This window comes from Rhodococcus coprophilus NBRC 100603, from assembly GCF_001895045.1.
Classification (GTDB): domain Bacteria; phylum Actinomycetota; class Actinomycetes; order Mycobacteriales; family Mycobacteriaceae; genus Rhodococcus; species Rhodococcus coprophilus.
The window spans coordinates 149,221-163,513 of record NZ_BDAM01000007.1 but is presented as its reverse complement, the minus strand read 5'-3'; the positions used below and the strand labels follow the sequence as shown (position 1 = coordinate 163,513).

At 65.7% G+C, this 14,293-nt stretch carries 14 protein-coding genes; 9 read left to right on the top strand and 5 right to left on the bottom strand.

The window, feature by feature from the left end:
• The first annotated feature begins 71 nt into the window (after nucleotides 1–71).
• Nucleotides 72–1,409: a glucosylglycerate hydrolase gene (ggh, locus tag RDCOP1_RS12685; protein ID WP_072701043.1), complete on the top strand. Its 1,338-nt coding sequence runs from the start codon at nucleotides 72–74 to the stop codon at nucleotides 1,407–1,409.
• A 56-nt stretch (nucleotides 1,410–1,465) separates the two neighbouring features.
• On the opposite strand, the gene RDCOP1_RS12680 is transcribed toward ggh, so the two are convergent.
• From RDCOP1_RS12680 to RDCOP1_RS12670, 3 genes are all read right to left on the bottom strand, one after another.
• On the bottom strand, nucleotides 1,466–2,644 hold the full coding sequence (locus RDCOP1_RS12680; protein WP_072701042.1) for an alpha/beta fold hydrolase: 1,179 nt from the start codon (nucleotides 2,642–2,644) through the stop codon (nucleotides 1,466–1,468).
• Nucleotides 2,645–2,707: 63 nt separating this feature from the next.
• Nucleotides 2,708–3,487 (bottom strand): LLM class F420-dependent oxidoreductase, encoded by a 780-nt coding sequence (locus RDCOP1_RS12675; RefSeq protein ID WP_072701041.1) that lies wholly within the window; start codon nucleotides 3,485–3,487, stop codon nucleotides 2,708–2,710.
• Between the two features lie 66 nt (nucleotides 3,488–3,553).
• Nucleotides 3,554–4,198: a TetR/AcrR family transcriptional regulator gene (locus tag RDCOP1_RS12670; RefSeq protein ID WP_072701040.1), complete on the bottom strand. Its 645-nt coding sequence runs from the start codon at nucleotides 4,196–4,198 to the stop codon at nucleotides 3,554–3,556.
• A gap of 137 nt (nucleotides 4,199–4,335) precedes the next feature.
• Here RDCOP1_RS12670 and RDCOP1_RS12665 point away from each other — a divergent pair, with 137 nt between their 5' ends.
• Nucleotides 4,336–5,505 (top strand): acyl-CoA dehydrogenase family protein, encoded by a 1,170-nt coding sequence (locus RDCOP1_RS12665; RefSeq protein ID WP_072701038.1) that lies wholly within the window; start codon nucleotides 4,336–4,338, stop codon nucleotides 5,503–5,505.
• Nucleotides 5,506–5,515: 10 nt separating this feature from the next.
• Entirely contained in the window at nucleotides 5,516–6,652 is a 1,137-nt protein-coding gene (locus RDCOP1_RS12660; RefSeq protein ID WP_072701036.1) for an acyl-CoA dehydrogenase family protein, read from the top strand.
• A 49-nt stretch (nucleotides 6,653–6,701) separates the two neighbouring features.
• Here RDCOP1_RS12660 and RDCOP1_RS12655 read toward each other — a convergent pair whose 3' ends face one another.
• The gene (locus tag RDCOP1_RS12655; RefSeq protein WP_072701034.1) at nucleotides 6,702–7,226 is read right to left on the bottom strand and encodes a TIGR04338 family metallohydrolase; all 525 of its coding nucleotides are present in this window, start codon (nucleotides 7,224–7,226) and stop codon (nucleotides 6,702–6,704) included.
• Nucleotides 7,223–8,032, bottom strand: a complete 810-nt coding sequence (locus RDCOP1_RS12650; protein WP_072701032.1) for a DUF2786 domain-containing protein — start codon at nucleotides 8,030–8,032, stop codon at nucleotides 7,223–7,225. Before RDCOP1_RS12650 ends, RDCOP1_RS12655 begins: the two co-directional genes overlap by 4 nt.
• An 85-nt stretch (nucleotides 8,033–8,117) precedes the next feature.
• Between RDCOP1_RS12650 and RDCOP1_RS12645 the strand changes: the two genes are divergently transcribed.
• The 6 genes from RDCOP1_RS12645 (at nucleotide 8,118) to RDCOP1_RS12620 (ending at nucleotide 14,267) form a co-directional block, all read left to right on the top strand.
• The gene (locus RDCOP1_RS12645; RefSeq protein ID WP_072701030.1) at nucleotides 8,118–9,572 is read left to right on the top strand and encodes an alanine/glycine:cation symporter family protein; all 1,455 of its coding nucleotides are present in this window, start codon (nucleotides 8,118–8,120) and stop codon (nucleotides 9,570–9,572) included.
• A 47-nt stretch (nucleotides 9,573–9,619) separates the two neighbouring features.
• A complete protein-coding gene (locus tag RDCOP1_RS12640; protein ID WP_072701028.1) occupies nucleotides 9,620–10,696 on the top strand; it encodes an ABC transporter ATP-binding protein in 1,077 nt (358 codons plus the stop codon).
• A 161-nt stretch (nucleotides 10,697–10,857) separates the two neighbouring features.
• A complete protein-coding gene (locus tag RDCOP1_RS12635; RefSeq protein ID WP_072701026.1) occupies nucleotides 10,858–12,135 on the top strand; it encodes an ABC transporter substrate-binding protein in 1,278 nt (425 codons plus the stop codon).
• A 19-nt stretch (nucleotides 12,136–12,154) separates the two neighbouring features.
• Complete coding sequence (locus RDCOP1_RS12630) at nucleotides 12,155–13,228, top strand: carbohydrate ABC transporter permease (RefSeq protein WP_072701025.1); 1,074 nt, start codon at nucleotides 12,155–12,157, stop codon at nucleotides 13,226–13,228.
• The gene (locus tag RDCOP1_RS12625; protein WP_072701023.1) at nucleotides 13,225–14,076 is read left to right on the top strand and encodes a carbohydrate ABC transporter permease; all 852 of its coding nucleotides are present in this window, start codon (nucleotides 13,225–13,227) and stop codon (nucleotides 14,074–14,076) included. The genes RDCOP1_RS12630 and RDCOP1_RS12625 overlap by 4 nt, the downstream gene beginning before the upstream one ends.
• The gene (locus RDCOP1_RS12620; protein WP_072701021.1) at nucleotides 14,073–14,267 is read left to right on the top strand and encodes a hypothetical protein; all 195 of its coding nucleotides are present in this window, start codon (nucleotides 14,073–14,075) and stop codon (nucleotides 14,265–14,267) included. The genes RDCOP1_RS12625 and RDCOP1_RS12620 overlap by 4 nt, the downstream gene beginning before the upstream one ends.
• Nucleotides 14,268–14,293: the final 26 nt, after the last annotated feature.

Below are 14,293 nucleotides of genomic sequence, written 5' to 3'. Positions count from 1 at the left end.
CCGCGTGTATCGCGCGTGTTACACAGTCCGGCCCGGCGTGCGGATCGGCGGGGAAGCCGGAGAATGAGACGATGCCGGACCGAGGATTCACACCCACTCAGCTCGCTGCGCGCGCCGCCTACCTGCTGCGCGGCAACGACCTGGGCACCATGACCAGTGCTGCACCCCGGCTGTATCCGCACATGTGGAGCTGGGACGCCGCCTTCGTCGCGGTCGGGCTCGCACCGCTCAGCGTCGAACGTGCCGTCGTCGAACTCGACACCCTGCTGTCTGCCCAGTGGAAGAACGGCATGATTCCGCACATCGTTTTCGCGAACGGTATCGACGGGTACTTCCCTGGGCCGGCGCGCTGGGCGGTGTCCGATCTGGCAGCCCACGCCCCTCTCGGAGTCGAAACTTCGGGCATCACCCAGCCGCCGGTGCACGCGATCGCGGTGCAGCGCATTCTCGAGAACTCGCGGCGGCACGGCCGCAGCACGCGCGCCGTCGCGGAGGAGTTCCTCGACCGCCGGTGGGCCGACCTCGTGCGCTGGCACCGGTGGCTCGCTCATGCCCGTGACCTGGACGGGAACGGCCGCATAGCGCTGTACCACGGATGGGAGTCCGGGATGGACAACTCGCCACGGTGGGATCTGGCATACGCGAACGTCTCAGCCGGCGAGGTCCCGCTCTTCCGGCGGGAGGATCTCAACCACGTCGCCGATCCCGCCGAGCGGCCTACGGACGGTGAGTACGCCCGCTACCTGTGGTTGCTCGAGGAAATGAAGGTGGCGCGTTACGAAGACGACGCACTCGCCAAGACGATGAGCTTCGCGGTGGAGGACGTGTTCGTCAGCGCGGTGTTCTCCCTGGCGTGCGAGGTCCTCGCCAACATCGGCGAAGAGCACTCCCGGCCCAACGCCGACGTGCGCGAACTGTACGGCTGGGCCGAACGGTTCCGGCACGGCGTGGTCGCCACCACCGACCCACGCAGCGGCGCGGCGAAGGACTTCGATCTGCGCAGCGGACGATGGCTGACCACCGACACCCTCGCGATGTTCGCTCCCCTGCTGTGCGGCGGACTCGACCGGCAGGCGGAACGAGCGTTGATCCGCACGTTCGAGGGCCCGAAATTCTGTGGTCACCCCGACCTGCGATATGCGGTGCCGCCGTCGACCTCGCCCGTTTCGGGTGCCTTCCGGCCCCGCGAATACTGGCGCGGGCCGGTATGGCCGGTCATGACGTGGCTGTTCTCGTGGGCATTCGCTCGCCGCGGCTGGGCGGAACGGTCGAACATGTTGCGGGCAGAGGGGTTACGACAGGCGAGCGACGGTTCGTTCGCGGAGTACTACGAACCGTTCACGGGTGAGCCGCTGGGCAGTATGCAGCAGTCCTGGACCGCTGCCGCGGTGCTGGACTGGCTGGGGTAGCGAGGCGAGGGAGGTGCTCAGCCGCCGAAGATGAACGGGTGATGAGCGTTGTGCCATCAAGATCCGTCCGGTACGACACTTTCGGCCACGCCCTCGTCGTTCGTCTCGGTCGCGCCGGGACGCGAGTCCAGGAACGGAAGTATCCGGCGCGTGATCGCCTCGTTGTAGGCGGCCGGAGCCTCGATCGGGTTCGCATGCCCGATGCCGTCGAGCTTCGACACGAGCAGCGTGCCGTCGGGTCCGCCCGACTGGTCCACCAGGATCTGTTGCGTGTACTCGACGTCCACGACCGGGTCGGCGGGTGCGTACCGGGGACGGAGGAACACCATGGCGGGGCGAGCCTTGTCGTCGCGTTCGTCGGCGAGCGCTTGCAGATTGTCGACGGCACCCGAGGCGACGATCGCGCGGAACTGCGATTCGATCATTCCGTTGCTCGGGGCGTCATCGGACAGGATCTTGTCACGCAGCACTTCCTCGATCACGCCGCGCAGTTCGGCGGTGTCGATCCGCAGGTACCAACGGTCCGAAGGGACGACGAACCGTTCCTGACGTGCCGCGATCTCCACCGACATCCGCATGATGCGGCTCTCGCGGGCGCCCGGGATCCAGCCGGCCCAGCGGAGCATCTCTTCACCGGCGTTGCGGCTCTCGGCCCGCACCGCGTGGAGGTCGACGGGAGTGCAGTCCAGCACCACGCCCGTCACCTCCAGCGGGGTTTCCTCGTACAGGTGCTGTGCGACCTCGAGGGCGATGATGCCGCCCATGCTGTGTCCGACGAGGACGATGTTCTCCACGCCCGACCACCCGGCGCGCTCGAGGATCAGGTCGCTCACGACGGCGGTGTCGAGACCTCGGTTGTCGTATTCGACCGCCCACACCTGGCCGATCTCGCTCAGCGCGGACAGAGACTCGGCGGTGGCGGTCGCATCCAGATTGCCGAGTCCGACGAGATCGACCACCGCGGTGTCGAGCGCGCCGGGTGGGGCGTCGTGGACCTGGTGGATCCGCGGTTGCGTCAGGGCGAGTTGTTCACGAACGGGTGCGACATCCCACGACCAGTACTGGGCGGCCAGTACGACCAGTGGGACGAGCAGATAAGCGATGCGGGCGAGGGTGCGGCGTGCCGGCCCGGCGTTCGGCGAATGCCCCAGCCGGGTGTCGCGCAGGCGCCGCCTCCGGCGATCGTCGTCCCAGTCGCCAGGGCTGCACGGTGGAAGCATCGGTACATACGGCATGCATCATCGATGGTAGGTGCCTGCGTGTTTCGCCCGCATGAGGCACCTACCACCTGAGGTTTCTCAGGCGAGCCCGGCGCTCGCGTCACGCCAGGCGATCGCCTCGACCAGGCGAGCGAGGTCGTAGTCGGGGCCCCCGATTCCGACGGTGAACTGGGTGATGCCCTGTTCGACGTACACCGCGGCCTTGTCGACGCCCGGCCAGTCCGTGGAACGCTCGATCTCGTCGGGGTTACGGCCCAGGTCGGCGCAACGCTGCGCCAGGATCTCGGACTTCTCGACGTGCGTCTCGAACTCACCGAAGCTGTGCCAGATGTCGGCGTACTTCGCGACGAGCGGAAGGGTCTTCTTCGGTCCGCCCCCGCCGATGAGGATCGGGATGTGCCGCGTGGGCGGCGGGTTCAGTTTCTGGAAGCGCGACGTGATACGGGGCATGTACTCGGCGAGCAGGTCCAGGCGGGAACCCTTCGTGCCGAAGTCGTAGCCGTACTCGTCGTAGTCCTTCTCGAACCAGCCCGATCCGATGCCGAGGATGAGACGGCCGCCGCTGATGTGATCGACCGTTCGCGCCATGTCGGCCAGCAGGTCGGGGTTGCGGTAACCGCCTCCGGTGACCAGCGCGCCGATCTCGATGCGTTCGGTCTGCTCGGCCCAGGCACCGAGCATCGTCCAGCATTCGAAGTGAGCGCCGTCGGGATCGCCGTAGAGCGGAAAGAAATGGTCCCAGTTGAAGACGATGTCGACGCCGGCGTCTTCGGCGCGGAGCACGGTGTCCCGGATGACCCTGTAGTCGGGCTGTTGCTGGGGCTGGAGTTGGAGTCCGATGCGTATGGTGCGCGTCATGGTTCCACCGTAGGACGCGGGCGTCCACTCCGCACCGCTTGGCGAGGTAGTGCCCGGCCGGTGGCGTCACATTCGTGCCGGTTCGTCCGGGAGGCCGGGGTATTTGTCCTCGAGCCCGCGCAGGAACGATTCCAGCAGGAGTTCGAAGCTGTCCACGTCGATCTCTGCCGCGTACTCGCGTAGCCGATGAGCTTGGGAGAGGTGTGGATAGCGGGAGTTGTAGGTCTCGATGTGGTCGTCGAAGCTGCCCGCGAACGACGTGATCGCCGAGCCGATGACGATGTACTTGATCGAAGCGCCGATCAGGGTCGCCAAGCGAGGGGGCCAGCCCGCGCGGGTCAGTCCGCCGTGGACGGCGTCCGCATGATGCAGGGCGGTGGGACGCTGTCGTGGGCTCGACGCCAGGAAGGGGACGAGGTTGGGATGGACGGCGAGCGCGGCCCGATACGAGCGCGCCCAGATCCGCAGTCCTTCCTGCCAGTCCTCGCCCTCGAATCCGCTCACGTCCACCGTCTCGGCGATGCCGTCGGCGATGTCGTCGAACAGCTCTTCCTTGTTCGCGTAGTGGCTGTAGAGCGAGGGTGCGCGCACGCCGAGTTCGTCAGCGATCCTGCGCATGGACACGGCAGCTAGGCCGTACTCGTCCACGAGCGAGAGCGTGGTGTCGCGAATGAGCGACCGGCTGAGCAGGGGCGTGCGGGGTCGTGCCATGGAGGGTCCTTTTCGGCGCCGATCTGGACGAACTAACGATGTAAGGTTAGTTTTGCATTGTGTTGGGCGCCACAATCCGCAAAACGCGGATCCGGGCGCTCATGAGCCATTGCCACCACTCGTGACGGAAGGCCCCCATGAACCTGAAGCTCACCGAGGAGGAGCGCGCATTCCGTGACGAGATGCGCACCTTCTTCACCACCGAGATCCCCGCCGATGTGCGCTCGAAGGTCGCTGCCGGCAAATCTCTCGGCAAGGACGACTTCATCGCGACTCAGCGTATTCTCCATGCTCGGGGCCTAGCCGTCCCGAACTGGCCTGTCGAGTGGGGTGGTCAGGATTGGACCCCCATGCAGCGCAATATCTGGCTCAGCGAGATGCAACTCGCGTCGGTGCCCGAACCGCTGCCGTTCAATGCGTCGATGATCGGTCCTGTCATCGCGCAGTTCGGCTCGCAGGAAATGAAAGAGCGCTTCCTCCCCGCCACCGCCAACCTCGACATCTGGTGGTGCCAGGGATTCTCCGAGCCCGAAGCCGGATCGGATCTCGCCTCGCTCAAGACCCGCGCGGTGCGCGACGGTGACGATTACATCGTCAACGGACAGAAGACCTGGACCACCCTCGCGCAGCACGCCGACTGGATCTTCTGCCTCGTCCGCACCAATCCGGACGTGAAGAAGCAGGCCGGTATCTCGATGCTGCTCATCGACATGAATACACCCGGGGTCACCCGTCGGCCGATCAAGCTGATCGACGGCAGCCACGAGGTCAACGAAGTGTTCTTCGAGGACGTGCGTGTTCCCGCAGAAAACCTTGTCGGAGAAGAGAACACGGGCTGGACGCAGGCCAAGTTCCTGCTCGGCAACGAACGCACCGGGATCGCCCGTGTCGGCGCAACCAAGGTCAGGCTCGCTCGCGCCAAGAGCCTCGCGGCCGACATATCGGTCGGAGACGGCACTCTGCTGTCGGATCCGCTCTTCGCCGCGCGTCTCGCCGAACTCGAGAACGAACTGCTCGCTCTCGAACTCACACAGCTGAGAGTGGTCGCCGGATCCGCCGATGGCAAGCCCAATCCGGCATCGTCGCTGCTGAAGATCCGTGGCTCCGAACTGCAGCAGGCGGCGACCGAGCTTCTCGTCGACGTTGCGGGACCCGACTCGCTTCCGTCCGGCGCCTCGGACATCGATTCGCCGGTGTGGGCGCAACTCACCACTCCTGCCTACCTCAATACCCGCAAGGTGACCATCTACGGCGGTTCGAGCGAGGTACAGCGTTCGATCATCGCTTCTTCGATTCTCGGACTGTGAGGCCCAGGACATGAATTTCGAACTCGACACCGAGCAGGATCTGCTCCGTAAGACCGTCCGCGACATGCTCACTGCGGCGTACGACGTGGAAGCCCGCAACCGGGTCTCCGACAGCGACCTGGGGTGGAGCCCCGAGGTGTGGAAGCAACTCGCCGAACTGGGAGTGCTCGGACTGCCTTTCGCGGAGGAATACGGAGGCATGGGTGCCGGCCCGGTGGAGGTCATGGCGGTCATGACCGAAATGGGCCGCACGCTCGCACCCGAACCGGTACTGGCCGCGGTGTACCTGCCGGGCGGTCTCGTCGCCGAACTCGGTAGTGAGGCACAGCGTTCCGAACTCGTACCGCGGTTGTCCGAAGGGGATCTCCGGTTAGCTTTCGCGCACGACGAGCCCGGTAGCCGGTGGCCCGCGATCGACGTCGCCACCACCGCTACCCGCGACGGAGACCGGTGGGTCCTCTCCGGCCGTAAGAACCCTGTGCTGCACGGCGATTGCGCGGAGATGCTCGTGGTGTCCGCGAAACTCCCCGACGGTGGTGTGGGCCTGTTCCTGGTCGATGCCGGAGCAGACGGTCTCACACGCACCGTGTATCGCACGAACGACGAGCGACGCGGCGCGCAGATCGTGCTGGACAGCGCCGCCGCGCAACCCCTCGGTGACGCCGTCGACGCGTCCTCCGCGATCACCGCTGCCGTCGTCCGCGCGCAAGCCGCGCTGTGCGCCGAAGCGGTCGGAGCGATCGATGCGTCGGTTCAGCTGACGACGAGTTATCTCAAGCAGCGCAAGCAGTTCGGCGTGCCGCTGTCGATGTTCCAGGCGCTGACGCACCGCGCCGCCGATATGTACGTGATGTACGAACTGGCGGCCAGCATGAGCCTGTACGCGACCATGGCACTGGCGGACGGCATCGTCGATCCGGTCATCGCTTCGCGGGCGAAGTTGCAGGTGGGCCGCACCGCACGCAAGGTCGGGCAGGAAGCGGTGCAGATGCACGGCGGCATCGGTGTCACCGCCGAACACTCCATCGGCCACTACCTGAGCCGGCTCACCGCGATCGAGCACACGCTCGGCACCATGGACGACCACCTGCGGGTGCTTTCCGGCGGGCTGACGTCGTACGACCGGGTGGAGATCGCCGGAGTGTGAAGCACTCGAAGGTGCAGCAGGTGCGAAAGCGCGCCCGGCGAATTGTTCGTCAGGCGCGCTGTTCGCTCCCGTTGATCCCGGTCGCCCGGAGCACGAAAGCTGCTTCCGGACCGATTATCTCACCCACCAACGTGAGGAACCGATCGACGAAGCAGGCACCGTGGGCGGCTTCCGTCGGGTCGTCCGGATCCTGGGGATCGAGATGGTGCGCAAGTTCGTGCAGGACGACCAGTTCCCGGAAGGCCCACGCACGATTGGCGTGGTGCTCGGGGAGTGCGATCGTGGCGCAATCGTTTTCGTAGTGCGCGGCGGTGTTTCCTCCGCGGGCCCGGATACGGACGGGTACCGCGGCGCGGGACCAGCGGGCCCGTACCCAGTCCAGTGCCAGAACCGCGTCGACGTACCGCTGCACGGAGTCGAGAGACGCGAAGCGCCGTTCGACGGGCAGCGTGACACTCGATCCGGCCACGTCGACCGTCCGCAGGCCGCGTTCGTCGGCGAGATCGAACATGCGGCGCACCAACGACTCCGACTCGTACACCGCCGACTTGTGGATGTCGCGAACCCGGGTCATTCCTCCAGCCTCCTCGGCGACGACGGAAGCTCGGGTGCCGTACCCAGGCGGGCCGCCCGACCCGCGCGGTCGCCGGCCCGCTGCGCATCGGTCGAGCGGGCAGACGGGGCACGGTTGCCCCGCCAACTCCCCCGCGCCTGCGACGTACTGCGGTAGAAGTCACGCAACTCCAGGGCCTTTCCGCGGAGCACCAGGTCGGTTCCAGGCGATGCCGACACGGCTTCCTTCTCGGTCTCCTGCTTGGTTTCGGCCAGTCGCGCTCCGATACGGGCGGCGAAGGCCGACTGGAAATTCAGCCTCGCCGTCACGGGAGCGATCGGTTTGCGCACCCGCGTCCGCACCTCGCGCCCGCCCCGGCGCTCTACGACGGTGCGGACCGTCGATTCGCTGCGGTAGGTGCCGGAGCGCAGGTACGCGTCGGATGCTCGGACCATCTGCACGAGCAACGACGAGTACAGCGCCTCGCACACGTCGATGTCTTCGGCGAAGCCGTACGCGAAGATGACCGTCGACGTCGCAGTGATGTCGCACTGCACGTCGTTGGCGGCGGCGATGGCCAGGAACAGTTGCGCGTACGTGCGCAACCCCTTCTTGCCGACCTCGCCGATGGTGACCAGTCGCTGCACCGGTCCGGCTCGGCGTTCTCTCGCGCCCGTGTGGGCCCGCGCCATCGCGAGATCGACGGAGGCAGCGGTGGCGAGGCGCTGAGCGGCAGCCATGAACGCGTCGGCTTCGTGGGCATTGTCCGTGGACTCGGCCTGTCTCAGCAGGCCACCGATCCGGGTCAACATCTTGTCCGAGCTCACCAGAAAAGGGTAGGTCTTCCCACCGACGCGGTGTGCCCGGGTGAAAGCGCTGCGGGATCTCCGTGAACAGCCCAGGATCGGCAGGATGGACGTCGCAGTCGATTTCGTCACCGAACTCAACGACCGGTTCTGGTACGCCGTGATCGCGTTGCTCATCGGATCCGGCCTCTACTACACATTCCGGTCCCGGTTCATCCAGATCCGGCTGATCCCGGACATGCTGCGTTCCATCGTCGAGAAACCGTTGGACCTGCCCGACGGGGAGCGCGGAATCTCCGCGTTCCGGGCGTTCTCGATCTCGGCGGCGTCCCGCGTCGGTACCGGCAACGTCGCCGGGGTCGCGATCGCGATCAGCCTCGGAGGCCCGGGCGCGGTGTTCTGGATGTGGGCCATGGCGCTCATCGGTGCGTCGACGGCCTTTCTGGAATCGACCCTCGCGCAGTTGTACAAAGTGCGGGACAAGGGTGCCTACCGCGGCGGGCCCGCGTACTACATGCAGTACGGCCTCGGGAAGCGCTGGATGGGAATGATCTTCGCGGTGATCATCACGATCACCTACGGACTCGTGTTCAACGCGGTGCAGACCAACTCGATCGTCGATGCGGTCGCCGGTTCGGTCGGTGAGAAGACCTTCGGTCTGCAGGTCGTCGTGGGGATAGGAGTCGCGTTGTGCGTGGCCGCAGTGATCTTCGGTGGCGTCCGGCGGATCTCGTCGGTGTCGCAGATCGTGGTTCCGGTGATGGCGGCCGCGTATCTGGTGATCGGGATCGTGGTCGTGGTCCTCAACATCGGCGAGGTTCCCGGGATGTTCCGGTTGATCTTCGAGAACGCGTTCGGGCTTCGCGAGATCGTCGGCGGCGGATTCGGTGCGGCATTCATGAACGGCATCCGCAGGGGCCTGTTCTCGAACGAAGCGGGGATGGGATCGGCACCCAACGCCGGCGCCACCGCCTCGGTATCGCACCCGGTCAAGCAGGGACTCGTGCAGAGCCTCGGCGTGTATTTCGACACCTGGCTCGTCTGCTCGATCACCGCGTTCATCATCCTGTTGTCCGAACCTCAGTTCGGTGGAGGGATCGAGGGTGCGGCCATGACCCAGAACGCGTTGTCGCTGCAACTCGGCGACTGGACCGTGCATTTCCTCGCCGTCATGATCTTCTTTCTCGCGTTCACCTCGGTCATCGGCAACTACTACTACAGCGAATCGAACATCGAATTTCTCACCGGGAACCGCAGAGCGCTGCCGTATCTGAGAGCCGCGGTGGTGCTGTGTGTGTTCCTCGGCGCGATCGGGTCGGTTCCCCTCGTCTGGGCGCTCGCCGACCTGTCCATGGGAGTGATGGCGATCGTCAATCTCGTCGCGCTGATCCCGCTCTCGGGTATCGCCTACGCGATGTTCCACAACTACACCGCCCAGCGGAAGCAGGGGCGTGACCCTGTGTTCCACCGCGGGGACGTTCCCGGAGTGCGCGGCATCCAGGTCTGGGGCGACGACGACGAGTTCACGCCGAGTACCGGAAATACGCGACAAACACGGTAGATTCCCGTACCGCACGTGCCTGTGTTCCGCTTCGGAAAGGATCTGCGATGGCCTCGGTGACCTTCGACAAGGCGGTCTGCCTGTTCCCGGGCTCGAGTACACCCGCGGTCGATTCGCTGGATCTCGAGATCGAGGACGGGGAATTCCTTGTTCTGGTCGGGCCCTCGGGATGCGGGAAGTCCACCTCCCTGCGCCTGCTCGCGGGGCTCGAAGAAGTGCACAGCGGCCGCATCCTCATCGGCGACCGCGACGTCACCGCGCAGGACCCGAAGGAACGCGACATCGCGATGGTCTTCCAGAACTACGCGCTGTATCCCCACATGTCGGTCGCCGAGAACATGGGGTTCGCGCTCAAGCTCGCGAAGCATCCCAAGAGCGAGATCCGGGAGCGGGTGGTCGAAGTCGCCAAGATGCTCGACCTCGAGCCGTTTCTCGACCGCAAGCCCAAGGCACTGTCCGGTGGCCAGCGACAGCGTGTCGCGATGGGCCGCGCGATCGTCCGGCAACCGCAGGTATTCCTGATGGACGAACCGCTCTCCAACCTCGACGCCAAACTCCGCGTGCAGACCCGCACGCAGATCGCGCAACTGCAGCGCCGGCTGAACACCACCACCGTCTACGTCACCCACGACCAGGTCGAGGCGATGACGATGGGTGACCGCGTCGCAGTGCTCGACAAGGGCGTGCTGCAGCAGTGCGCGTCGCCGCGCGTGCTCTACAACAAGCCCGCCAACGTCTTCGTCGCCGGATTCATGGGGTCGCCGGCGATGAATCTGTTCCGTCTGCCGGTGATCGATCGCTGCGTGATGCTCGGCGATACCCGGGTGCCGGTGCCCCGCGACGTGGTCGGTCAGGTCACCGAGTCCGAAGTCACGCTCGGTATCCGTCCCGAGCATCTCGAGATCTCGAGCGAGGGCATCCCGATGGACGTCGACGTCGTCGAAGAACTCGGTTCCGAGGCGTACGTCTACGGTCGCGCGGTCGTCGGTGGCCGTGAACAGCAGCAGATCGTCGCGCGGAGCGACTGGCGGAGCCCGCCGCAGAAGGGCGAGCGCGTGTATCTGCGGTTCGATCCGGAGCGGGTCCACATCTTCAAGGCCTCCGATGGAGCACGTATCGGCTGACTTTCGCCGGGGCGGTGGAGGGGGCCGAACCCGACACCGGACCGGTCCAAGATGGGCGGAATGCCGACTTTTCGCGGTGGCGCGTGCCACAGTAGTGCCCTGTGTCGGTAACCCCCGTGTTACCGGCGAGTTTTTTCCGACCTCGAATGGGGAGATTGTTGATGATTCTCAACACGAAGGCGATGCGTAGAGCCGCGATCGCCGCGACGGCGGCCACAGCGCTCGTCCTCGCAGGGTGCTCGTCCGACGACAACGCAGGCAGCGACGACGGCGACACCAGTGCCGCAGCGGCCGGCGGCCGCGGACCGATCACGATCGTCGAGGGGCAGGATCCCCTGAACACGGCGCTCGAGAGCATCATCGCCGACTGGAACGCCGACCATCCGGACGAGCAGGTCACGTTCAAGCCGCTCGCAGCGGAGGCCAACGACCAGTACGACGACATCGCGCAGCGTATGCAGGCGCGCAGCGACGAGTACGACCTCATCGCCGTCGACGTCACCAACACCGCGGAATTCGCCGCCAACGGATGGCTGCGCCCCCTCGAGGGCGAGTACGCGATCGACACCGAGGGTCTGCTGCCCGCCACGGTCGAGTCCGCCACCTACAACGGCACCCTCTACGCGGCCCCCAAGAACACGAACGGTGCGTTCCTCTACTACCGCACCGACCTCGTCGACCAGGCACCCACCACGTGGGACGAGCTGAAGGCCGAATGCCCGAAGGCAGAAGAAGCGGGCATCGCGTGCTACCTCGGCCAGTTCAAGAACTACGAAGGTCTGACGGTCAACGTCACCGAGATCGTCAACGGCTTCGGTGGATCCTTCGTCGGTGAGAACGGTCTCGCATCGGCCATCGACGAGCAGACCGCAGAGGGCCTGCAGTTCATCGTCGACGCGTTCGAGGACAACATCATCCCGGCTGCTGCCCAGACCTACAGTGAGGGCGAGTCGCAGACCGCGTTCGGCAACGGCGAAGCGATGTTCCTGCGCACGTGGCCGGGCTTCTACACCGACGGTGAGAGCTCCTCGATCGCCGGTAAGTACGGCATCGCCGTCCTCCCGGGTGTCGACGGTCCGGGCGCGTCCACGCTCGGCGGTTACAACGTCGGCATCAGCTCGTTCAGCGATGCGCCGGAGACCGCTCGTGACTTCCTCGAGTTCATGCAGACGCGTCAGTCGCAGCTGTACTACGCCGAAGCCGGTGGCGCTCCCGTCCTCGCCGAGGTCTACGACGATGCGGCGATCATCGAGCAGTACCCGTACTTCACCACGCTGAAGGAAGTTCTCGAGGCTGCCAAGCCGCGTCCGGCGTCGCCGTACTACTCGGCCGTGTCCAAGGCGATCTCCGACAACTCCTACGCCGCGATCCGCGGTGAGAAGACCGTTCAGCAGGCGCTGGACGACACCTCGGCCGGCATCGCAACCGCCGGCAACTGATGCTCTAGGAGCAGTACACATGGCAGAACCGCAGGTCGGTATTCCCGCGGATCCGCCACACGACGCCGCGGTCGGGACCATGCCAGGTCCCGACCGCGGGCGTGTCGGTGGACGGCATCGTGTGCCCAACACGCCCGTACCGGTGGTGAAGAAGCGCAGCACGATACCGATATGGATGTTCGTCGCTCCGTCGATGATCGTCCTGGCCGTCATCATCTTGTATCCGCTCGGACGAGCGGTGTGGATGTCGATGCACGGTGACGCGAAGACCCTCGATCCCGAGACCGGCCGGTTCGTCACCGGTGGCTTCGTCGGAATCGAGAACTACACGCGCTGGCTCACCCAGACCTGCGGGACGGCCACCGGCACGATCCCTTGCCCTCCGGGGACGCTCGGCTCCCAGTTCTGGCAGTCCATCTTCAATACGTTCTTCTTCACGGGCGTGACCGTGACGCTCGAAACCGTGGTGGGTTTCGCGATGGCGCTGGTGATGGCCAAGTCGTTCCGCGGCCGCGGACTGTTGCGCGCTTCGGTCCTGGTGCCGTGGGCGATTCCCACGGCCGTCACCGCCAAGCTCTGGTTCTTCATCTTCGCCAACGACGGAGTCGCCAACAAACTGCTCGGCACCGACATCATGTGGACCGCCGATCCGTGGCCCGCCCGGTTCGCCATCATCGTCGCCGACGTGTGGAAGACCGCGCCGTTCATGGCGTTGCTCATCCTCGCGGGCCTGCAGATGATCCCGTCCGACGTGTACGAGGCCGCGAAGGTCGACGGCGCCAACGCGTGGCAGCGCTTCACGCAGATCACGTTGCCGCTGGTCAAACCCGCGCTGATGGTGGCGATCCTGTTCCGCACCATGGATGCGCTGCGCATGTACGACCTGCCCGCGATCATGATGGGCTCCAACCCGGCGACGTCCACGATCTCGGTGCTCGTGGTCGACCAGATGCGGCAGGGCGCCAATTCGGCGTCGGCACTGTCGACGATCACGTTCCTCATAATCTTCGCGTGCGCATTCGTCCTCGTCCGGTTCCTGGGCGCCAACGCGGTCAGTACCCAGGAGAAGCAGCGAAAGGGAGAGGTCGCATGACCGCCGCGCGCACATCCAGGACCCGGTGGCGGTCACTGGGCACCTATCTCGGGGTCGCGATCATCGTCGTGTGGGGCCTCGCACCGTGCTACTGGATGATCGTCACCGCACTGCGGGACCCGAAGGACACCTTCAGCACGTCCCTGTGGCCGTCGAACCCGACGTTGCAGAACTTCGCGGACGCACTCGATCCCGCGGCCAAGGTGAACTTCTCGCGTGCGCTGCTCAACAGCGTGATCATCGCGGGCGCCACCACCGCGGTGGCTTTGCTCATCGGTGTGTTCACGGCCTATGCGCTGTCGCGGTTCGAGTTCCGCGGCAAGTACTTCGTCACCGGCATCATCCTGGGCGCCTCGATGTTCCCGGTGGTCGCGCTCGTCACGCCGCTGTTCCAGTTGTTCACCGACATCGGCTGGATCGGCAGTTATCAGGCGCTGATCATTCCGAACATCTCGTTCGTGCTGCCGCTGACGGTGTACACACTCACGTCGTTCTTCTCCGATCTTCCGTGGGAACTCGAAGAGGCCGCCCGGATGGACGGTGCCACGCGCGGGCAGGCGTTCCGTCTCGTGATGCTGCCGCTGGCCGCCCCGGCGCTGTTCACCACCGCGATCCTCGCGTTCATCGCGACGGTCAACGAGTACCTGCTGATGTCGCAGCTCTCGAGCGAACGCACGGCGCCGGTGACGGTCGCGATGGCCAGGTTCACCGGCACCGACCCGTACGTCACCCCGTATGCGTCGATCATGGCCGGCGGCACCCTGGTCATGGTGCCGCTCGTGATCATGGTTCTGCTGTTCCAGCGGCGGATCATCTCGGGTCTGACCGCGGGTGGCGTCAAGTCGTGAAACGCGTTCCGAGACGGCAGCAACTGGAGATGCTGCTCGGCTTCCTCAGCATCTTCACCGTTTTCGCGGTGATCGGTGCGGTAGCCGAACTGATGTCACCGGCGCCGGGCATCGTCCCGTCGCTGGTGCTTCTCGGCTTCGCCGTGGCCTGGTGGTTCGCGTTCCGGGCTTGGCGGCGCACCGGTCCATGACCTGTTCGTAGATCAATGGGGTCGGG